This window comes from Mesorhizobium sp. M0184, assembly GCF_040322215.1.
Lineage (GTDB): Bacteria > Pseudomonadota > Alphaproteobacteria > Rhizobiales > Rhizobiaceae > Mesorhizobium.
In genome coordinates this window covers 1-20,666 of the sequence record NZ_JAMYSZ010000035.1, presented here as the reverse complement: position 1 = coordinate 20,666, position 20,666 = coordinate 1, and the positions used below count along the sequence as shown (strand labels likewise).

General features: G+C 62.0%; 22 protein-coding genes and 1 pseudogene. 6 read left to right on the top strand and 17 right to left on the bottom strand.

The genetic code is table 11. The features are described 5' to 3' along the window. Positions 1-11: 11 nt before the first annotated feature. From gph to NKJ23_RS29010, 10 genes are all read right to left on the bottom strand, one after another. The gene (gph, locus tag NKJ23_RS29055; protein ID WP_352683993.1) at positions 12-713 is read right to left on the bottom strand and encodes a phosphoglycolate phosphatase; all 702 of its coding nucleotides are present in this window, start codon (positions 711-713) and stop codon (positions 12-14) included. Beyond that, the gene (locus NKJ23_RS29050) at positions 710-1,267 is read right to left on the bottom strand and encodes a thioredoxin family protein (protein ID WP_352617338.1); all 558 of its coding nucleotides are present in this window, start codon (positions 1,265-1,267) and stop codon (positions 710-712) included. The genes gph and NKJ23_RS29050 overlap by 4 nt, the downstream gene beginning before the upstream one ends. Positions 1,268-1,307: 40 nt before the next feature. Then, the gene (rpe, locus tag NKJ23_RS29045; RefSeq protein WP_352683991.1) at positions 1,308-1,994 is read right to left on the bottom strand and encodes a ribulose-phosphate 3-epimerase; all 687 of its coding nucleotides are present in this window, start codon (positions 1,992-1,994) and stop codon (positions 1,308-1,310) included. A gap of 62 nt (positions 1,995-2,056) precedes the next feature. Further along, positions 2,057-2,995, bottom strand: coding sequence for a CbbX protein (gene cbbX / locus NKJ23_RS29040; protein WP_352474619.1), 939 nt, complete (start codon positions 2,993-2,995; stop codon positions 2,057-2,059). Between the two features lie 7 nt (positions 2,996-3,002). Continuing rightward, on the bottom strand, positions 3,003-3,437 hold the full coding sequence (locus NKJ23_RS29035) for a ribulose bisphosphate carboxylase small subunit (protein WP_352541881.1): 435 nt from the start codon (positions 3,435-3,437) through the stop codon (positions 3,003-3,005). Between the two features lie 18 nt (positions 3,438-3,455). Next, positions 3,456-4,949, bottom strand: coding sequence for a ribulose-bisphosphate carboxylase large subunit (locus NKJ23_RS29030; RefSeq protein ID WP_502902587.1), 1,494 nt, complete (start codon positions 4,947-4,949; stop codon positions 3,456-3,458). Positions 4,950-4,970: 21 nt separating this feature from the next. Next, on the bottom strand, positions 4,971-6,050 hold the full coding sequence (gene fba / locus NKJ23_RS29025) for a class II fructose-bisphosphate aldolase (RefSeq protein ID WP_352683988.1): 1,080 nt from the start codon (positions 6,048-6,050) through the stop codon (positions 4,971-4,973). A gap of 12 nt (positions 6,051-6,062) precedes the next feature. Next, the gene (gene tkt / locus NKJ23_RS29020) at positions 6,063-8,084 is read right to left on the bottom strand and encodes a transketolase (protein WP_352683986.1); all 2,022 of its coding nucleotides are present in this window, start codon (positions 8,082-8,084) and stop codon (positions 6,063-6,065) included. Positions 8,085-8,094: 10 nt separating this feature from the next. Further along, the gene (locus tag NKJ23_RS29015; protein ID WP_023678839.1) at positions 8,095-8,967 is read right to left on the bottom strand and encodes a phosphoribulokinase; all 873 of its coding nucleotides are present in this window, start codon (positions 8,965-8,967) and stop codon (positions 8,095-8,097) included. 5 nt (positions 8,968-8,972) lie between these two features. Continuing rightward, positions 8,973-10,019, bottom strand: a complete 1,047-nt coding sequence (locus NKJ23_RS29010) for a class 1 fructose-bisphosphatase (protein WP_352683984.1) — start codon at positions 10,017-10,019, stop codon at positions 8,973-8,975. Positions 10,020-10,142: 123 nt separating this feature from the next. Here NKJ23_RS29010 and NKJ23_RS29005 point away from each other — a divergent pair, with 123 nt between their 5' ends. Further along, positions 10,143-11,102 (top strand): LysR family transcriptional regulator, encoded by a 960-nt coding sequence (locus NKJ23_RS29005; protein WP_352683981.1) that lies wholly within the window; start codon positions 10,143-10,145, stop codon positions 11,100-11,102. A 201-nt stretch (positions 11,103-11,303) separates the two neighbouring features. On the opposite strand, the gene NKJ23_RS29000 is transcribed toward NKJ23_RS29005, so the two are convergent. After that, positions 11,304-11,762 carry a nuclear transport factor 2 family protein gene (locus NKJ23_RS29000; protein ID WP_352683979.1) on the bottom strand — a complete coding sequence of 153 codons (459 nt, stop codon included), beginning with the start codon at positions 11,760-11,762 and terminating at the stop codon, positions 11,304-11,306. Between the two features lie 111 nt (positions 11,763-11,873). Continuing rightward, entirely contained in the window at positions 11,874-12,236 is a 363-nt protein-coding gene (locus NKJ23_RS28995) for a hypothetical protein (protein ID WP_352683977.1), read from the bottom strand. Between the two features lie 79 nt (positions 12,237-12,315). Between NKJ23_RS28995 and NKJ23_RS28990 the strand changes: the two genes are divergently transcribed. From NKJ23_RS28990 to NKJ23_RS28975, 4 genes are all read left to right on the top strand, one after another. Further along, the gene (locus NKJ23_RS28990) at positions 12,316-12,894 is read left to right on the top strand and encodes a TetR/AcrR family transcriptional regulator (protein ID WP_352578013.1); all 579 of its coding nucleotides are present in this window, start codon (positions 12,316-12,318) and stop codon (positions 12,892-12,894) included. Between the two features lie 46 nt (positions 12,895-12,940). Then, positions 12,941-14,245, top strand: a complete 1,305-nt coding sequence (gene fabF, locus NKJ23_RS28985; protein ID WP_352683975.1) for a beta-ketoacyl-ACP synthase II — start codon at positions 12,941-12,943, stop codon at positions 14,243-14,245. A 66-nt stretch (positions 14,246-14,311) separates the two neighbouring features. Next, entirely contained in the window at positions 14,312-15,127 is an 816-nt protein-coding gene (locus NKJ23_RS28980) for an oxidoreductase (RefSeq protein ID WP_352646173.1), read from the top strand. A gap of 294 nt (positions 15,128-15,421) precedes the next feature. Beyond that, on the top strand, positions 15,422-15,622 hold the full coding sequence (locus NKJ23_RS28975; protein WP_023678847.1) for a hypothetical protein: 201 nt from the start codon (positions 15,422-15,424) through the stop codon (positions 15,620-15,622). Positions 15,623-15,649: 27 nt separating this feature from the next. On the opposite strand, the gene NKJ23_RS28970 is transcribed toward NKJ23_RS28975, so the two are convergent. The 5 genes from NKJ23_RS28970 to NKJ23_RS28950 form a co-directional block, all read right to left on the bottom strand. Continuing rightward, the gene (locus tag NKJ23_RS28970; protein WP_352458842.1) at positions 15,650-16,279 is read right to left on the bottom strand and encodes a hypothetical protein; all 630 of its coding nucleotides are present in this window, start codon (positions 16,277-16,279) and stop codon (positions 15,650-15,652) included. Next, on the bottom strand, positions 16,279-17,139 hold the full coding sequence (locus tag NKJ23_RS28965; protein WP_352684050.1) for a lanthanide ABC transporter permease protein PedC: 861 nt from the start codon (positions 17,137-17,139) through the stop codon (positions 16,279-16,281). Before NKJ23_RS28965 ends, NKJ23_RS28970 begins: the two co-directional genes overlap by 1 nt. Positions 17,140-17,150: 11 nt before the next feature. Further along, complete coding sequence (locus NKJ23_RS28960; protein WP_352683972.1) at positions 17,151-17,939, bottom strand: lanthanide ABC transporter ATP-binding protein PedB/LutE; 789 nt, start codon at positions 17,937-17,939, stop codon at positions 17,151-17,153. Positions 17,940-18,037: 98 nt separating this feature from the next. Continuing rightward, complete coding sequence (locus NKJ23_RS28955) at positions 18,038-19,003, bottom strand: YVTN family beta-propeller repeat protein (RefSeq protein ID WP_352541893.1); 966 nt, start codon at positions 19,001-19,003, stop codon at positions 18,038-18,040. A 21-nt stretch (positions 19,004-19,024) separates the two neighbouring features. Beyond that, positions 19,025-20,200 (bottom strand): lanthanide ABC transporter ABC transporter substrate-binding protein PedA1, encoded by a 1,176-nt coding sequence (locus tag NKJ23_RS28950; RefSeq protein WP_352684048.1) that lies wholly within the window; start codon positions 20,198-20,200, stop codon positions 19,025-19,027. Positions 20,201-20,515: 315 nt separating this feature from the next. Between NKJ23_RS28950 and NKJ23_RS28945 the strand changes: the two are divergent. Continuing rightward, positions 20,516-20,666 (top strand): annotated as a pseudogene (locus tag NKJ23_RS28945) (S-(hydroxymethyl)glutathione dehydrogenase); the annotation flags it as partial.

Below are 20,666 nucleotides of genomic sequence, written 5' to 3'. Positions count from 1 at the left end.
TGCGCATGGGGTCACGCAGCGTCTTGCAGCCTCTGCATCGCGGACGGCAGATCGAACAGGCTGTCGCAAACGAGGTCGGCGCCAAGCTCTTCAACGGGAATTTGGCTGTATCCGCCACGCAGCAGAATGACTGCCATGCCGGCGGCGCGGGCGGCGGCCACGTCGGCGCTGCTGTCTCCGACCATCAGCGTGTCACGAGGTTCGACCTGAAGCAGGTCGAGCGCCAGCAACAGCGCGTCTGGCGCCGGTTTCAATGATGTCACCGCGTCTCCGCCGACGATCGCGCCGAGATATTCCGTCAGCCGAAAATGCAGCAGGATTTCGCGCGCCGCCAGCTGCGGCTTGTTGGTCACCACGGCCATGGCTATTCCGCTCAAATGCAAGTGCGTGAGAACCTCCCTGACGCCAGGCATCAGCCTCGTGCGGCCGGTCAGATGCCTGCGATAGATCGGCGCCATGACGCGGTTGGCCTCATCGAGCGCGCTGCCGAGGAGCGGCGTGCCGGAAGCCGCGAAGGCGCGTTCGACCAGTTTCCTGATGCCGCCGCCGATCATGGCCTTGACCTGATCCAGCCGCAGCGGCGGCAGATCGTGGCCGGCCAGCAATTCGTTGACGGCGGCCGCTATATCAGGCGCCGAATCGACCAGTGTGCCGTCGAGGTCGAACAGGATCGCCTTGGGCGAGCGAAACGGCCTGCCTGCGCCGACGTTCATGCAGCATCCTTCCACTTGATCGAACAACCGATCGAAGCGATCTGGTCAAGCGGTCCGTCGCCGGTTCGGGCAACCTGCTTCATCGCCTCGAACAGGTCGCGCCTCAGCCTGGGCGATTCGGCGTCGCGTCGCGACGCGTCCAGCCGGCCGCGGTATTGCAGCGTCAACTCACTGTTGAGCCCGAAGAAATCCGGGGTGCAAACGGCTCCGTAGGCACGCGCCACCGTCTGGTGCTCGTCATGGAGATAGGGGAAAGTGAGGCCGTTCGTCCTGGCAAAGAGCTTCATGTTGTCGAAGGAATCATCTGGATAGGCGTCGCTATCATTGGAGTTGATCGCGACAAAGCCGATGCCTTCGGCCTTGAGGTCATTGGCGTCGCGCACCATGCGTGAAATCACCGCCTTCACATAGGGGCAGTGGTTGCAGATGAAGGCCACCACCAGCCCGTTCGGGCCGGCGTGGCTTAAGATCGAATGCGATGTGCCGTCGACGCCTGGCAAAACGGCGTCGATGGCTCGCCAGCCGAAATCGCAGACAGGTGGGATTGCCGCCAAGTTTTCCTCCGATGAAATGTTTGCCCTCCGATGAAACGGTTTACGCCGCTTTCCGGATCGCCCCGTCGGCCGCCTGCCTGATGGCGCCGATATTGGCGCGATAGGCCGCCTCGGTGCCGCCCTTAAAGATGGCCGAGCCGGCGACCAGCACATTGGCGCCGGCCGCGGTGACCAGCGGAGCGGTTTCGGGCGTGACGCCGCCGTCGATCTCTATGTCGATCGGACGATTGCCGACCAGCGCCTTGACCCGCCTGACCTTGTCGACGACCGCCGCAATGAAGGCCTGGCCGCCGAAGCCCGGATTGACCGTCATCAGAAGCACCAGATCGAGCCGGTCAAGTACATATTCGATGACGCTTTCCGGCGTTGACGGGTTCAGCGACACGCCGGCCTTCTTGCCGAGATTTCTGATTGCCTGCAGCGAACGGTCGAGATGCGGTCCGGCCTCGGCATGCACCGTGATGATGTCGCAGCCGGCATCGGCGAAGGCGCCGAGATAGGCGTCGGCCGGTGCGATCATCAGGTGGCAGTCGAAGACCTTGTCCGTTCGATTGCGGATCGCCTTGACCACCGGCGGACCGAAGGTGATGTTTGGCACGAAATGGCCATCCATCACGTCGAGATGGATCCAGTCGGCACCCGCCCGGACGACCGCTTCGACCTCGTCGCCGAGCCGCGAGAAGTCCGCGGAAAGCACCGAGGGCGCGATGATTGTCTTGCTATCCATGGTCGTCGGCTCCCATTCTGTCGTCCGTTTCCGGTCGCTGCACACCAATCGCCGTCATCTTGTCAGCGCGCCTTCGTCTCCGGTTCGCCTTCGAGCTTACCTTCCGCGAACACGCGGCTGCCGCGAATATCGGATTCCTCGATGGTGATAAGATCGATTTTCGTCAACGCTCGGTCGCGCGATGCGAAAAGCCGGCCGGCCTGGCGAAGCCGCGCCCGGTCGAGGCTATTGCGAACGGAGCGGGCGTTGGAGAAATGCGGCAGCCGCATGCGGATCGGGAGATACTCTTCGAGCGCCTTGGCCGCCGCTTCGCTGAGACGGTAATTCTGTTCCGCCAGCATGATCTCGGCGATTGATTTGAGTTCGCTGACGCCGTAGTCCGGAAAATCGAGGTGATGGGCGATGCGCGAGCGCATGCCAGGATTGCTGTCGAAGAAGCGGTCCATCTTGTCCTTGTAGCCGGCAAGAATCACAACCAGATCGTCCCGGTTGTTTTCCATGCATTGCAGCAGGATTTCGATCGATTCCTGGCCGTAGTCGCGTTCGTTCTCGGGCTTGTAGAGATAGTAGGCCTCGTCGATGAAAAGCACCCCGCCCATGGCGCGCTTGATCACTTCGCGGGTTTTGGGCGCGGTGTGGCCCACATACTGGCCGACGAGATCGTCGCGCGTGACCGCGACCATGTGCCCTTCGCGGACATAGCCGAGACGATGCAGGATTTCGGCCATTCTGAGCGCCACGGTGGTCTTTCCGGTACCGGGATTCCCCGTAAAGTTCATGTGCAGCGTCGGCGCGCCCGAGGTCAGCCCGAACTTGCGGCGAAGCCGGTCGACCAGAAGCAGCGCCGCGATCTCGCGGATGCGGGTCTTGATGGGCTTCAGGCCGACGAGTTCGCGGTCGAGCTTGTCCATCACCTCGTCGATGTTGGACGCCTCGAACTCGGCCTGTAGATCAACCGATTCGCCCTGCGCGGCAGCGCTCTTAGCTATCGCGTCCAGCATGGTTCGCCTAGCTCCGTTCGCCTTCGGGCCTGTCGGTCGCATAAGGCACGATCGAATAGCCCTGACTGCGGCCGTCACGCTCTTGGCGCAGCAGCCGGAACCCGGGTTCATTGGGTGGCCGGTTGACGATGAATGACATGCGCGGTGCTTCCCAGCCCTTGGTCGAATCGAAGGCGGTGACCCGGACATACATGTTGGGCATAGCTCTCCGGCAATTGTTGACTTCAAGCAGGATGCCCGCCGGGTCCCTCAGGTCGAACATCGGGTTGCCGTACATTTCCCAATAGGTGTTTCGCGGATGTGGATCGTCCGTGTACTCGACGCTGACCGCCCAGTGGTTTTTCAGTGCGTATTTGATCTGTGCCGAAATCTGCTCATCGGTTAGCTCGGGCAGGAACGAAAACTGTCCCTGCGTGACCTTGTTTCCGGGATTGGTCATCATGGCGACGGTTCCTTTCGTCTAGAAGCTCGGCGTTGCGGTTGGCACGAAGTCGGCCGTGTCGGTCGATTCGTAGTTGAAGGTGACGTCCTTCCACGTCTCCAGGGCCGCCTTGAGCGGCGTGCACCATCTGGCCGCCTGTTCGAGGATTTCGGTCCCTTCGCGCAGATAGTCGCGGCCCTCGTTGCGGGCGAGGATCATCGCCTCCAACGCGACGCGATTGGCCGTCGCGCCGGCCTGGATGCCGTCCGGATGGCCGATCGTGCCGCCGCCGAACTGCAGGATGACGTCCTCGCCGAGATAATGGATCAACTGGTGCATCTGGCCGGCATGGATGCCGCCGGAGGCGACGGGCATCACCTTGTTGAGCGAGGCCCAGTCCTGATCGAAGAACAGCCCGGTTTCGAGGTTCTGCGGCGTGCGCTCCTCGCGCAGCGTGTCATAAAACCCCTTGATCATAAGCGGGTCGCCTTCCAGCTTGCCGACCACCGTGCCGGCATGGATGTGATCGACGCCGGCCATCCGCATCCATTTGCAGATGACGCGAAAATTCATGCCGTGGTTCTTCTGGCGCGAATAGGTCGAGTTGCCGGCCCGGTGGAGGTGCAGGATCATGTCGTTGCGGCGTGCCCACTTGGCCATCGACTGGATCGCCGTGTAGCCAATGACGAGGTCGATCATGACGATGCAGGAGCCAAGCTGTTTTGCAAATTCGGCGCGCTCGTACATGTCCTCCATCGTGCCGGCGGTGACGTTGAGATAATGGCCCTTGACTTCGCCGGTGGCGGCCGACGCCTTGTTCACAGCCTCCATGCAGTAGAGGAAGCGGTCGCGCCAATGCATGAAGGGCTGTGAGTTGATGTTCTCGTCATCCTTGACGAAGTCGAGGCCACCCTTCAGCGCCTCGTAGACGACGCGGCCGTAGTTGCGGCCTGACAGGCCAAGCTTCGGCTTCGTCGTCGCGCCGAGCAGCGGCCGGCCGAACTTGTCGAGCCGCTCGCGTTCCACCACGATGCCGGTCGCCGGGCCCTGGAAGGTCTTGAGGTAAGCCACGGGGATACACATGTCCTCGAGCCGCAGGGCCTTGACGGCCTTGAAGCCGAACACGTTGCCGATGATCGATGCAGTCAGGTTGGCGATGGAGCCGGGCTCGAACAGGTCGAGGTCGTAGGCGATATAGGCGAAGTACTGTTGCTCGATCCTGGTGCCTGGACCTGTGTTCGGCACCGGCTCGGATTTGAATGCCTTGGCGCGGTAGAGCTCGCAGGCGGTCAGCCTGTCGGTCCACACCACGGTCCATGTCGCGGTAGAGGATTCACCGGCGATGGCGGCGGCCGCCTCCTCGTGGTCGACGCCGGGCTGCGGCGTGATCCGAAACATGGCGATCAGGTCGGTCTCCTTGGGCCGGTAGTCCGGCTCCCAGTAGCCCATCTTCTTGTAGGGGATGACGCCCGACCTGTAGCGTTCCTTGCCTTCCTTGAGCGTGCCTGCTGAGGGCATGTCGATCTTGTTCATGGCAGGTCTCCTGTTTGCCGCTCAGGCGGCTTTCGCGGTTGCGATATGGGGGTCGAGCTTTCCTGCGGCGTAACGTTTCGCCATCTCATCCATGGCGATCACCCTGATCTTCGACGCGTGGCCTGCGGTGCCGAAGCGTTCGAAGCGATCGCGGCAAAGGTCGCGCAGCGCGTCCATGGCGGGTTTCAGGAATTTACGCGGATCGAATTCGCGCGGGTCCTCCGTCGCAACGCGGCGGAACTGCCCGGCCATGGCCATTCGGCAATCGGTGTCGATGTTGACCTTGCGCACGCCGTAGCGGATGCCGCGCTCGATTTCCTCGACCGGGACGCCAAAGGTCTGGGGCATCTCGCCGCCATAGTTGTTGATGATATCCTGCAGTTCCTGCGGCACGGAGGAAGACCCGTGCATGACCAGATGCGTGTTGGGTAGCTTTTCGTGAATCGCCTCGATCACCTGCATGGCCAGGATGCCGCCGTCGGGCTTGCGGCTGAATTTATAGGCGCCGTGGGAGGTACCGCAGGCGATCGCCAGTGCGTCGACCCGGGTGGCGGTGACGAAGTCGACCGCCTGATCGGGATCGGTCAAAAGCTGGTCATGGGAAAGCGCACCTTCGGCGCCGTGCCCGTCCTCGGCCTCGCCCTGGCCGGTCTCCAGCGAGCCGAGCACGCCGAGCTCGCCTTCGACCGAAGCGCCGACCCAATGCGCCATGCGTGCGACACGTTCGGTGATGGCGACGTTGTAATCGTAGCTCGCCGGTGTCTTGGCATCCGCCATCAGCGATCCGTCCATCATCACCGAGGTGAAGCCGTGGCGGATCGCCGACAGGCAGGTGGCTTCGTTGTTGCCGTGATCCTGATGGATGCAGAGCGGAATGGCCGGATGGATTTCGGTCAACGCCTCCATCATTTTGGCCAGCATGATGTCATTGGCATAGGAACGGGCGCCGCGTGAGGCCTGGATGATAACCGGCGCATCGCAGGCCCTGGCGGCCTCCATGATGGCGAGGCCCTGTTCCATGTTGTTGATGTTGAATGCCGGCACCCCGTAGCCGTGGTCGGCGGCATGGTCGAGAAGCTGGCGAAGGGTGATGCGGGCCATTGTCGGTTTCTCCTAGATGATGAGCTTCAGCGCCGCTGCCGCGACGGCTTCGGGCGTGATGTCGAAATGCCGGTAGAGATCCGGGGCAGGGGCGCTGGCGCCGAAACCGGCCATGCCGACGAAAGTGCCGGTGTCGCCGATCCAGCGGTCCCAGCCGAGCCGAGCTGCGGCTTCGATGGCAATGCGGGGCGCCGAGCCGAGGACTGCCTTGCGGGTGCCGGCGTCCTGCTCCTCGAAAAGCTCCCAGCACGGCATCGAGACAACCGCGGCGGCGACGCCGTGCCCGGTCTCCAGCCGTTCGGCGGCGGCAACCGCGATCTCGACCTCCGAGCCGGTGGCGATCAGCGTCACCGCGCGCTGCCCGACTGGCTCGCGCAGGATGTAGGCGCCTCGGCTCGACCGGTTCTCGTCGCTGTGTGGCTCGTCGCTAGGTGCTTGGCGCAGCATCGGCAGGTTCTGGCGCGAGAGCACCAGCACGCTCGGCCGCTTCTCGCTTCTCAGCGCCAGTTCCCAGCACTCCGCCGTTTCGATGATGTCGGCCGGGCGGAAGACGTTGAGGTTTGGCGTCGCCCGCAGCATCGCCAGGTGCTCGACCGGCTGGTGGGTCGGGCCGTCCTCGCCGAGACCGATGGAATCATGCGTCATCACATAGATGACGCGCTGGCCCATGAGCGCCGAGAGCCGCATCGCGCCGCGCGCATAGTCGGCGAAGCACAGGAACGTGCCGCCATAAGGCACGAAGCCGCCATGCAGTGCGATGCCGTTCATGGCTGCGGCCATGCCGTGCTCGCGGATTCCATAGTGGATGTAGCGGCCTGCGTAGTCGCCCGGCGCGATGCGGTTCATACCCTTGGTGATCGTCAGGTTCGAATGCGTCAGATCGGCGGAGCCGCCGACGGTCAGTTCGGTTGCGCCATTGATCGCAGCGAGTGCCATTTCCGAGGCTTTTCGCGTTGCAACCTTGGTCGCCTTCCCGACATGCTCCTTGCGGAAAGCGTCGAGTGCTTCGAAGACCGCGTCGGGCAGGGCGCCGGCGACCGCGCTCTCGAAGGCCTGCCGCCGTGGTGAGGCGGCAAGCCGATTCTCCCAGGCGCGGCGTGCCGCTTGACCGCGGCCGGCAATCTCGCGCCAGGCGAAAAGGATATCGTCCGGCACCTCGAACGGCGCGAAGGCCCAGCCGATGTTTTCGCGCGTCGCGGCGATCTCCGCATCGCCCAGCGGCGCGCCATGCGTCTTTTCCGAACCCCCCAGATTTGGGGCGCCCTTGCCGATCACCGTGCGGCAGGCGATCAGAGACGGCTGGTCCGATTGCTGCGCCGCTTCGATTGCCGCCGCAACGGCTTCCGTGTCGTGGCCGTTCACCGACTGGACATGCCATCCAGCGGCTTTGAACCGCTCCGGCTGGTCCATCGATGTCGACAGAGACGTGGGCCCGTCGATCGAGATCGCATTGTCGTCCCAAAAGACGATCAGCCGGGAGAGCTTCAGGTGACCGGCAAGATCGATCGCCTCGTGGCTGATGCCTTCCTGCAGGCAGCCGTCGCCGGCGATTGCGTAGGTGAAATGGTCGACGAGATCGGCGCCGTGGCGGGCCGCCAGCATGCGCTCCGCCAGCGCCATGCCGACAGCAGTTGAAATGCCTTGTCCAAGCGGGCCGGTCGTCGTCTCGATGCCAAGCGCATGGCCATATTCCGGATGTCCGGCGGTGCGGCTGCCCAGCTGGCGAAACCGCTGCAATTCTTCGATAGGCATGTCTTCAAAGCCTAGCAGGTAATGCAGCGCATACTGCAGCATCGAGCCGTGCCCGGCCGACAGCACGAAGCGGTCACGATCGGGCCAGTTGGGGGCCGACGGATCGATGTTGATGAAGCGGCTGAACAGCACCGTCGCGACATCGGCCATGCCCATCGGCATGCCCGGATGACCGGAATTGGCCTTTTGGACGCTGTCCATCGCCAGTGCGCGAATGGCGTTGGCCATGTCGCGCTCCGAGACGGCGGCGACGGGCTTCAGTGCTGCTGCCTGGCTGTTCATGGCGTCCTCCTCACGACACACGGTTCTTGCGTTCGATCAATTGCAGGATGAGCGGCGTCAGGATCAGCTGCATGGCAAGGTCGAGCTTGTTGCCGGGCACCACTATGGAATTCGGCCGCGACATGAACGAGTCGTGGATCATCGAAAGCAGGTAGGGGAAATCGATGCCGCGGGGATTGGCGAAGCGGATAACCAGCATCGATTCGTCGGGCGTCGGAATCCAGCGCGCGATGAATGGATTGGACGTGTCGACGATCGGCACGCGCTGGAAGTTGATGGCGGTCTGCGAAAACTGCGGGACGATGTAGCGGACGTAGTCCGGCATGCGGCGCAGGATGACGTCCATCACCGCCTCGGTGGAATAGCCGCGCGTTGCGCGGTCGCGATGGATCTTCTGGATCCATTCGAGATTTATGACCGGCACCACGCCGATCTTGAGATCCGCGTGCCTGGCCAGGTTGATCTTGTCGGTGACGACGCAGCCATGCAGGCCCTCGTAGAAGAGCAGGTCGCTCGGCGGAAATTCGCGCCATTCGGTGAAATGTCCCGGCGGCGTGCCGTACTGCTTCTCCTCATCCTCATCATGGATGTAGGTGCGGGTCTTTCCGGTTCCCCGTCGGCCATATTCCTCGAATACCTCTTCGAGGATTGCCAGTTCATTGGCCTCGGCGTGGAAGTGGGTGAAGTTCGGATTGCCCGCCTTTTCCTCCTCGGCCACCTTCGCCTTCATCGTGGCGCGGTCGTAGCGATGGAAAGCATCGCCTTCGATGAAGGCGGCCCCGATGTTCTCACGCCGGAAGATCAATTCGAAGATGCGCTTGACAGAGGTGGTGCCTGCGCCCGACGACCCGGTGATGGTAATGATGGGGTGCTTTGCCGACATGGTCTTCAGGCCCTGAAAAGGCCGCGGCGGCTGAACAGCGGCGCGCGCTCGCCGATGGCGCTCGGCTCGGTGTGGTAGCGGGTGATGCGCGCGACTTCCCGCGCCGATCCGAAAACCATGGGCACGCGCTGGTGCAGGCTCTCGGGTTCGATTTCGAGGATGCGGGTCATCGTATCGGTGGCGGCACCGCCCGCCTGTTCGACGAGATAGGCGATCGGGTTTGCCTCATAGACGAGGCGAAGTCGCCCCTGCCTGTAGCCCTTGCGCTTGTCGCCTGGATACAGGAATACGCCGCCTCGCATCAATATGCGGTAGCAGTCCGCAACCAGAGAGGCGATCCAGCGCATGTTGAAGTCCTTCTCGCGTGGGCCTTCGGTGCCTTCAAGGCAGTCGTCGATGTAGAGCCGCACCGCCTCGTCCCAATGCCGGTAGTTGGCGGCGTTGATGGCGAACTCCTGGGTTCGCTGCGGGATGATCCGGCTCTCGTAGGCCTGGACGAAGGTGCCGAGCCTGGTCGAGAGAACGAAGACATGGGTGCCGCTGCCGAGCGACAGAACCAGCGCCAGCTGCGGGCCGTAGATGAAGAAACCGGCGCCCAGCTGGTTCACCCCTGCCTGCAAAAACGAGGCGGCCGGATTCCCATCCGGCGCGCCAGTTGCAGGGAGAAGCGAGAAGACCGTTCCGATCGACACGTTGGTGTCGATGTTGGAAGAGCCGTCGAGCGGGTCGATGGCGATGGCAAGAGGCGCTTGCCTGTCGAGCAGCACCGGCTGCTCCAGTTCCTCGGAAGCGTAGAGCGCGACCGGAGCGTGGCGCATGGCGTCGAGAAAGATATCATCGGCGAAGACATCGAGATCCTTCTGGATGTCGCCGTCAGCATTGGCGCCGCGGGTTCCCGCAAAGGCCGTGCCGAGCACCCCTTGATTGATGGTGTTGCGGATCGTGGTGGCCGCCTGCGTCAGCTGACGGATGGTCGCTACGACGGCGGAGCGCAGTTCGTCCGGCTCGCCAAGATAGGAGTTCAGAAAAGCGTCGAGTGTTGCCGCTGGCATCGTAACCTCCCCATCCAGCCGCCTCTCCTCGGGTCGGCCGGATTGGGAAAGGAGAACAAACGACGCTGGATAAGTAAAATTCAATAACTTTACTCAGGCAGTAAAAAAATTTTAGTATGCCGTATGAGAAACCTCACGCTCAAGCAGTTCAAGACCGTTCAGGCAATCATCAGCCACGGAAAAATCGTCAGCGCCGCCAAGGTGTTAGGGCTGTCTCCTCCAGCGGTGACGATCCAGTTGCGGCAAGTGGAGGAGGAGTTCCAACTGGCCTTGTTCGACCGGACGTCGGACGGCATGCGTCCCACTGCCGCAGGTCTGGCCTTCGTCGAGACGGCACAGGCCATCGAGGAGCGGCTTCGTCTGCTCGAAGACAAGATGGATGCGATCAAGGGCGTGCGCGCCGGCAGCTTGCGGCTCGGCGTCGTTTCCACGGCCAAATATTTCGCGCCGCGGCTGATGGCCGCCTTCATGAAGGAACATCCCGATATTGACATGCGGCTTGCCATCGGCAACCGCGCCGAGACGATCGACAATCTGAAGAACCACGACATCGATATCGCGCTGATGGGACGCCCGGCCAAGGAAGTCCCGGTGCGTGCTTCGGTCTTCGGCGATCACCCGCTGGTCATCATCGCACCGCCCGACCACCCGCTGGCGTCGGCACGCGACATTTCCAAGGAGCGGATCGCCGAGGAGCATTTCCTCATTCGCGAGCCGGGTTCCGGAACGCGCATCTCACTGGAAATATTCCTGAGCGACGTGCCCGGCCGCATCGACGATCTCGGCGTCGAGATGGACTCGAACGAGACCATCAAGCAGGCGGTGATGGCCGGGCTCGGCATCGCGTTCATCTCTGCCCACACCATCGCTGCCGAAACCGAAGCCGGCCGGCTGGTTATCCTCGACGTTGTCGGCATGCCGATCCGCCGGCAATGGTTTTCGGTGATGCGCAGCGATCACGCGATCTCGCCGGCGATGGCGACCTTCCACGATTTTCTGATGCGCAAGGGCGCGATGTACCTGCCACTGTTCGGCAAGCTCTATCCGCACGAGGAGCCGAACACCAAACGTCGCGCGAGTTAGGGCGCGCGGTCCAGGCAAACGCCTCAGACAAACGATGGTGTGTATCAGCGGCTGATCGGCTGTGACCTCCTGACCGATGTTCACGAGCCGAGGCATCGCTGGTGGCACGCATTTGCGGAGCCGAGGCGACCGCCCTCCAAGCGCTGGCACGGGGTAGCGCCCCCGCGTTCACGGAACGGGTGGGCTTTGACTGAGCGTCTGCTAGCCTACAATTGGTTCGGCGACAGCTTCTTCGAGGCCAGCTGCCGCTTGGGCGGCAAGACCGCGGGCCGCTGCTTGTGAATCGTAAAATTCCTCAAGTGCATAGACTCTGCCCCACCGCAGGGTGAACACGTGGAGACCACGGTTGACGTACGACGCGTCGCCATTGAGCAGTGTTGCGGTGCCGTCCCACTGAACAAACACGGTGGTATGCCACGGCCAGCCCTTCACCCAGATGTGGTTGACCGTGAGATGGAGATTGGGCAGGACGCGGCCGAGGCGCTCAAACCAGCGGCGCATGGTTTCTTTGTCGTGGCGCTCACCACCAAGCGCGTGGGCGCCGGAAACGCGGTGATGGACATGCAGCGCGAGTGCCTTCACCGCCTCATCCCAGCGATGGTTGTTGACGTGGTCGAAGCTCTCTCGGATCGATTTCTCGACAAAATAACTGTATAGCATTTGACCTCTCCCCAAACTTATTCGATGGCGTGATCGAGGCACCGTGTGGCGAGCCGAGCGGACGCGAGAGTCCACGGCCAGCAGCACGCCGGCTGCGATCTGAACTTCGGCTCAGCGTATTGTCGCGTCGGCTCGCAGATGCATGTCAGTCTCGGTCGACACCGTCACCTCATCCCCGGACCTTGAGAACGCGTAGAGCGCGTCCTGGTGGCCCGGCATGGAAAATGCCACGGAGTCGTCGTCGGCGAGGCCCATGACGACGCGCAGCGGATCGCCCCCGGTCTTCGGCGCGAAGGTGGCGGTGACCTCCAGGAGGCCGCCGTCGACCGGGACGTAGTAGACAACCATGTCAAGGTGTCCCTCGTGCAGGCTGCCGCCCTCGATCGGGCGTCCGATGGTGGCTTTCTCGGCAAAAGCCGGGGTCGCAAGAAACAGCGCGGCCAGGAGCGATGCGCTCAGGCTTTTGCGGATCATTTCGCATCTCCTTTTTAGATTGCGTTCGAACTCTATATAGGCTATAGATTACGAACGCAATCTAAAAAAGAGGTCAACAATGCGCGTAAGTCGTACTCAGGCAGCGGAAAACCGAGAAACCGTCATCAACGTGGCAAGCCGCCTTTTTCGGGAGCGCGGCTTTGATGGTATCGGCCTTAAGGATCTGATGAAGGGTGCCGGACTGACCCAAGGCGCGTTTTACAAGCAGTTCGCATCCAAGGACGACCTGGCGGCGCAGGCGTCCAGGCGGGCGATGGAGAGCGCCACCCGTCGATGGTCGGCCGCGACTGCGGCAAACCCTGATGATCCGCTTGGCGCGGTGATCGCGTTCTACCTCAGTATGGACCATCGCGGAGAAAAGATGGACGGCTGCCCGATCGTGGCGCTCGGCTCGGATGCCGCCAGACAGGGCAAGGACGTGAAAGCGCCGTTCGAAGCCGGGATCAAGGAGCATCTCGAGATCCTCGGCCGTTTCATTGCTGAGACCAGTGGCGGGGAGTTCGATGGCAGGGCCATGGCCATTCTCTCGACGATGGTCGGTGCGCTGATGTTATCGCGCGTCATTAACGATCCTGACCTCGCGCAGGCCTTTCTGGATGCGGCGGCCAATCAAGTTCGTGAATCAGCCGGCACTTGAACGGCGTCGCGGCGCCTGCGGCGCGCCCAAACTGACAGGAAAATAGATGCGACGGATTGTGGTTACGGGCATGGGAGCGGTTACGCCCCTTGCTGCCGATGTTGAAACGTCCTGGTCGCGTCTCCTGGCCGGCCGCTCGGGCATCCGGAGGCTCGCGGATGATGTGGTGTGCGACCTGCCGGCGAAGGTCGGCGGGGTGGTGCCCTCCACAGAAGAAGATCCGGACGCTGGTTTCGATCCGGAAGCCATCCTTCCGCCGAAGGATCAGCGCAAGGTAGACCGGTTCATTCTCTTTGCGCTGGCCGCGGCACAAGAGGCGCTCGCCCAAGCAAGATGGGCCCCCGTCTCGGAAGCGGATCGCTTGCGCACGGCCACGATCATCGCCTCGGGCGTCGGCGGGTTCCCGGCCATAACCGAGGCGGTGCGCACGGTCGACCGGCGCGGCGTCCGCCGTCTATCACCTTTTACGGTGCCGTCCTTCCTGGTGAACCTCGCGGCAGGCCACGTCTCGATCCGCTATGGCTTCAAAGGTCCGCTCGGTGCACCCGTGACGGCGTGCGCGGCCGGCATTCAGGCGATCGGCGATGCGGCTCGCCTAATCCGCGCCAACGAGGCCGATATTGCCGTGTGCGGCGGGACGGAAGCATGCATGAATCTTGTCAGCCTCGGTGGGTTTGCCGCGGCACGCTCGCTTTCGACGTCCTTTAATCACCGTCCTGATGAGGCCTCCCGACCGTTCGACAAGTCGCGGGACGGCTTCGTCATGGGCGAAGGAGCCGGCATGCTGGTCATCGAGGAATTGAGCCATGCGCTGGCGCGCGGCGCAAGACCGCTGGCCGAGCTTGTCGGCTACGGCACGACGGCGGATGCTCATCACGTCACCTCCGGTCCCGAGGACGGCGACGGTGCGCGCCGGGCCATGGAGATCGCAATCGCCCAAGCAGGGATTTCGCCCCGCGAGGTTCGTCATCTCAATGCCCATGCGACCTCCACGCCGGTGGGCGACCTGGGTGAGATCGAAGCGATCAAGAGCGTGTTCGGGCGCGATTTCGCGATAGCTGTCAGTGCAACGAAATCGGCGACCGGACACCTGCTCGGAGCCGCCGGCGGGCTCGGAGCAATCTTCGCAATCCTGGCGCTCAGGGATCAGATCGCACCGCCGACCCTCAATCTGAGCGCTCCCGATCCGGCCGGCGACGGGATCGACTTCGTCGCAAACCGGGCCCGGCCGATGGCGATGGGCTATGCAATCGCCAACGGCTTCGGCTTCGGAGGCGTTAATGCCAGCGCGCTGTTCCGGCGCTGGACGGATGATCTGGCCGGCGCGAGTACCGGAGGCGCTCATGATTGACGCCTTTCGCTGCGACCTGTCGTGCTTCTCCCACGCCAATCCGAAACGAAGAAAGAAGTGACCTCCATGAACAAGACCAATCTAGGCGTCGCCCTGGTGACGGGGGCATCCAGCGGTATCGGGCACACAACGGCCAAAGCCCTGCAGAACGCGGGCTTTCGCGTGTTCGGAACCAGCCGTCGCGCGGTCGTCGACCGATCCGATGGCGTTACCATGCTGGCCTGTGACGTGACCGATGACACGTCCGTGGCGAAACTTGTCCAGGACGTGCTGGCAGAGACCGGGCGCATCGACCTGCTTGTCAATAATGCCGGCGTTGGCCTGCTTGGTGGCGCGGAGGAGTCCTCGATGGCCCAGGCCAAGTCGTTGTTTGACGTGAACGTCTTTGGCGTTATGCGAGTAACCAAAGCGGTGTTGCCGACAATGCGCCGCCAAGGCAAGGGCAGAATCGTCAATTTGAGCTCGGTGCAGGGGTTCATTCCAGCTCCCTATTTCGCGCTTTATTCGTCGACCAAGCATGCCGTTGAGGGCTATTCCGAATCGCTCGACCACGAACTGCGTACTTTCGGAATTCGGGTCGTGTTGGTGGAGCCCGCCTATACCCGCACCTCATTTGAAGAAAATCTCGCCAGGCCGGATCAGTTGCTTGACATCTATGACTCTGCGCGCGCCGGCATGAATGCAGCTGTGCGGAAAGCGATGGAAAAAGGCGATGCGCCGGAAGTGGTGGCCAGGACCGTTTTGGTGGCTGCGACCGATCCCGCTCCGAAGAGGCGCTATGCGGCTGGAAAAATGGCGCGCCAGGTCAGTTTCCTGCGCCGTTTCGTCCCCGCATCCGCTTTCGACAAGAGCCTGCGAAAGCAGAACGGACTGCCGGTCTGAGGTCGACAACAATGATATTCCTGTTTCGGTCGAGCCCATGCGAGAGCGCGTTCCAGGAGTCACATTTTTTGGCACTGGCACAGCCGGACGCGCATCTTCGATGCGCGCGCGTCCGCGACCGAGCCCTGCGGTCGTTGGCGTTAGATTAGCGCCATGTTATATTGCGGCGCGAAAGAGCGGGGGCCACGTTCCTTTCACACCCGTAAGTGATCCGTATGTGCGATCCCTGCAGACTGGTCGGTATCACGGAAACTCCCGGGCGTGGGGTTCGGGAATCGAAGGGGACAAGGGGTAATGCTCTACACGCTCGTTATGATGGTCTGCCTGACGGATGTGCCGCAGACCTGTGAACAACGCGAACAGATGGTGGATGGCCTGGCGATGAATCCCGGGACCGCCTTCATGCAGGCGCAATCGCTGGTAGCCCAGTGGATCGAGACGCATCCCGGTTATTTCGTTCAGCGCTGGCGCGTGCTGCCCGGCCGTGGATCGTGATATCCGCCGCGAAGATCGAATGAGGTTCTATTTCTTCGCGGCGAGCGTTTCCGAGACGGCCTTGGACAATTGATAAAGCCGCTGCTCGATTATCGTCGGCACTTCACAGACGTAGGTCAGTGATTGGACGCGTTCATTGAAAATTCGCGTTGCGAATTTCAGCTGTTCGGTTCGCCGATCGATCTCTTCGGGATCTGCATCCGGCTTTGCCCGCAATGCATCGACATCGGACGCTTCCTTGCGCAACGCGGCGGCCATTTCGAGCTGCTTGTGGGCGTAGCGGGAAATGCCGGAGATCACCTGCGAGCGCTCGGCGTCCAGGTGGTCGAACATGCCTTGCACCATCATCGCCATTTTGGGTGCAAGTTGCTCGGCCGGCAAGGAGGCCGCGAAATCCCTGATCTTCTTTTGAGCTTCCGCAATCGGCATCCGGCGAGCTGCCACTTCCTCGATCAGGGCGGAGATGGTGGGGTCCTTCGACCAGTCCTTCGCGGCTGAAGGAAGGTCCGGTCCGCTCCAGATCTGGCCGAGCGAGAGTTGCGGCACCTTGCGCTGCATGCAGGGCCAGTCTGGATCGGGGTTGGCTGCCATGGCGTTGACGCCCGGCGCGAGCATGGCGACCAGAGCCAGACCGCGAACATGGATCATTCGCGCCATCAGGCATTTCCTCCCGTGTCCTGTTTGCGGGTCATCAGGCCGCGCGAAGGGTCGTAGGCGATGATGGCGGCGGCAAGGAACAGCAGCGTGCAGCCGGCAACGACGCCCAGCGACAGCCAGTCAACCTGGCCGTAGAAGGCGAAGCGGATCAGTTCGACGGCGTAAGTAAATGGATTGGCGAGGCAGATTTTGTAGAGCAGGGGGCTAGCCTCCTGGATACGCCACAAGGGATAGAGTGCCGGAGAAGCGAAATAGCCGGGAAAGATGACGAAGTTCATGATGCCAGCGAAGTTTTCGAGCTGCTTGATCATTGAGGACAGAAGCATGCCGAGCGCGCACAGCATCATGCCTGACAGGAACAGCGCCGGCAGCACGGTGAGATAGCCAAGCGGCGGCGCCTTGACGCCCCAGAACCAGGCAATGATCAGGAACGCGTAAACCTGCGCGATCGACACGGCGACACCGGCGAGCATCTTCGAGATCAGTAAAAACCAACGCGGGAAGGGGCTGACCAGCAGGGTGCGCATGTTGCCCATTTCGCGATCATAGACCATCGACAGCGAAGACTGCATGCCCGAAAACAGCAGAATCATGCCGCACAGGCCCGGCGTGATGTAGACCTCGTAGAGCACGTAGGTCTTGTAGGGCGGGATGATCGATACGCCGAGCACCTGCCGGAATCCGGCGGCAAAAATGAACAGCCAGACGAGCGGCCGAACCAGCGAGGATATAAAGCGCTCGCGCTGATGCAGGAAGCGCAGGCACTCCCGCACGACGATCCCTTTGAGGCAAACGAGGTAGTGGTGGAGCCCAAACTGTTCGAACTTCACAGGCGTGAGGGCTGCGACTTTTGCGGGCATTGCGGGAGCGCTCATGGCGACATCTCCGCGATGCCGCTTGTTTCGATGCGGTTGAGCCTGGAAAAGGCGTCGCGGATCGAACTGGCACCGCTCGTCGCAACGACATCGGCCACCTTACCCTTGGCAACCAGGTCGCCCTGCCGCAGCACGACGACATGGTCGCCGTCTTCGACCTCATCGATCAGATGCGTCGCCCACAGCACACCGATGCCCTCGGTTTCGACGAGTTTGCGGATGGTGGCCAAAATGCCCGCACGCGACTGGATGTCGAGACCGACCGTCGCCTCGTCGAGCAGCAGCAGGGAAGGGCGGTGGAGCAGCGCCCGCGCGATCTCGATGCGCCGCATTTGGCCGCCGGAAAGACTGCGTGCCTTGTCATGCTGACGGCCCTGCATGTTGACTGTATCGAGCAGCGCGGCAATGCGCTGCCGGGCTTGGTGTCCGCCAATGCCATGCAGCGAGGCGTGGTAGGAGAGGTTCTGGTGGACGCTGAGGTCGAGGTCGAGCGTGCGTGCCTGGAATACGATGCCGACACGCCTGAGCGCTTCGCCCGAAGCGCGGCTGACGTCATGGCCGAAGATGCGGATCGATCCGCGGCGGGTGCCGTAAAGATGGCTGATCAGTGAGAACAAAGTTGTCTTGCCGGCGCCGTTGAGGCCGAGCAGAACGGTGAAAGTTCCCGGCGCGATTGAGAATGAGACGTCCTGGAGCGCTCGCTTCGGACCATAGGAATGGCTGATACTGGCAACATCGAGCGCTGCCACCTCCTCTCCAGCTCCCCTTGTCCTCACATGCTGCATGCCGCTGGCTCCTTCGGGGCGCGCTGGTTATCTAGTGCACTTGCAACATCCCCGCGGCAAATATTCATCACGTCGGCCTCCCTGATCATCGCTGCGGTCTAATGGGGCGATATGGCCACGCCCCAAGGCTGCTGGCCCACCGTAACCGATTGAACCGGCTCGTCCGTCGCCGTGTCGATGAAGGTGATGTCGTTGGAATTGCCGTTGGTGGTGATCAGCGTCTTCTGATCGGGGGTGAAGTCGAGATGCCAGACGCGCTGGCCGACCAGGATGTATTTTTCCACCTCGTAGGTTTCGGTGTTGATGACGGCGACGTGGTTCGCCGGGCCGAGCGCGACATAGGCTTTCTTGCCGTCGGCGCTGATTGCGATGCCGACCGGCTGGATGGTTTCGGGCCGCAATCCCGCAATCGCGAACTGGATCTTCTTCACCACCTCGCGTTTGAGACTGTCGATGACGCTGACGGTACCGCCGATTTCGGCACTGACCCAGATCTGTGATCCGTCGGGCTTGAATTGCGCAAAGCGCGGACGCGTGTCGACCAGGACGTTGTCGGTCACCTCATGGCTGTCGGTGTCGATGAAATGCGCCATGCTGGTGGTTTCGGAGGTGTTGACCATGGTTTTGCCATCGGGACTGACGGCCATGCCTTCAGGCTCCACCCCAACAGGAATCTCGGTCATGACCTGCTTGCTCTCGACGTTGATCGCGGTGACGAGATTGTCGTCCTCGTTGGCGACGTAGAGCGTCTTGCCGTCGGGCGAAAGCACGAACAGTTCGGGATCGGGGCCTGATGGCAGCGTGCCAACGATCTGCAGCGTCGCGGTATCGATGATTTCGATCGTATCGTCATCGCTGGCGCACAAATAGATGAACTTGCCGTCATGCGAGATGGTGATACCGCGCGGCCTCTGGCCGACTTCGACGGTCTTCACCACTTGCATCGTCGCCGTGTCGACGACCGTTATCGTATTGTCTTTCTCGTTGGAGACATAAACGGTGTAAGCCCACGCCGGATTGGCCATGAAGCCGAGAATGGCGAGTGCGCAAGCTCGTCTCTGCACGAAAATTCCTCCCGATTGGTTCTACTTAAGGACGCATTTCGTTTCCGGCTGATCGACGCCGAGCGTATCGAGCTCGGAGATCTGGTGGAGATAACCCTCCTGTGGCGATGTCGAGACCACGGACTTGGTGTCGCCGAGCAGGATTGGCTGGCGAAGCTGATGGTTCCACTTGCGGAAGGTCAGCTTCTGTCCTTTGAAGGCGGCGACCGAGAAATCGTCCGAGCGGATGTAGTCGCTGATCTTCTTCGGATCGTCGCCATTGGTCCGTGTGCTGGCTTCGCCCACCGCCCGCACCGCCGTCCAGGCCGACATATCCTTGGACAGCATTCGCCGGCCGGTCGTCCTCAGGAAACGGCTTTGCATTTGAATGCCACCCCATTGCTCGCTCGCGGGATGCCAGGACGATGCGACAAGACCGGCCGTGCCAGCGACCAGCCGCGGTGTCCAGGTGCGGTAGGGCACATAGGTTCCGAACACCTCGCTCTCATCGGCGACAAGCACCACGTCATGCTCCGGCAGATCCTGCGTGAACACGGAAATCTGCTGCTGTATCTGCGTGGCGCCGGTGTCGGTGCGGCGCGCCGTGCCAGTGTCTTTGAACTCCTTCTCGGCGACGATCTGACCGCCGAAGCGAGCCGCCGCGCGGCGCAACGCGGCCGCATAGAGATGATCCCGCTCATGCGAACCATAGAGCAGCACCCAATTCGGCCATTTCTTTATCACGAGATACTGCGCCAGCGCGTCAGCCAGCATGCTTCGTGTCGGCGCCACATGGAAAATGTTTATGCGGCAGTCTTCCTCGCGCAGGCTGTCGTCTGTGGCACCGACATTGAAGACCAGAACGCCCTTGTCGCGGGCGATGTCGGCGATCGACAGCAATTGCCTGGCCGAGAGGTCAGCGACAACATAGCGGTCACCTTTGGCAATCAGATCGTTGAACGCCTGAACCGCGTCGGCGTCCGGCTTGACCTCGGCTATGTCGAGGCTGAATTTCTGGCTGACGAACTTTCCTGTCGTGTTGTTGTCGCCGATCGCCACATTGGCGCCGGCGACACCTTCGTCGCGTGGCGGCAGGTCCAGCAGGGAAAGCGCCAGTTGCGGCGCGTAGGCCCGCAAATAACCTATTCTGATTTCGGTTATCTTTCTTTCCGGCCTGTCGGCTGCGACCGGTTGCTTGCCCGTCACTTCCTGGGCCATCACGCCTGTAACGTTGGCGGTCTGGAAAAAAAAGCACAAAAAGGCCGCGAGAGTGCCTGGCACCGCGCTCGTCATCGATAAAACTGCCCATTCTTGCACTAAAGTCCGATTGTTCCCGGACCAGCGCGAATTCAAGGTGCCCACAATGAGCTTAGCGGACGCCACAAGATTTATCAAAGCCCTGCAAGTGGACTTACGTGTCTGCTTTAGTCCTATGCCTTTTCGAGGATACGGCGATGAATGAGCGTGTTGCGGTCTCATCCGCAGCAATGGCGGAATGAGAAACTCTATGGGTCGTCATGGGAGGATTGCCTGATGAAAACGCGCGCCGCTGTCGCCGTCGCCGCCGGAAAGCCGCTGCAGATCATGGAGGTCGACCTTGAAGGTCCCCGTGATGGCGAGGTGCTGGTCGAGATCAAGGCAACCGGCATCTGCCACACCGACGAGTTCACGCTGTCGGGCGCCG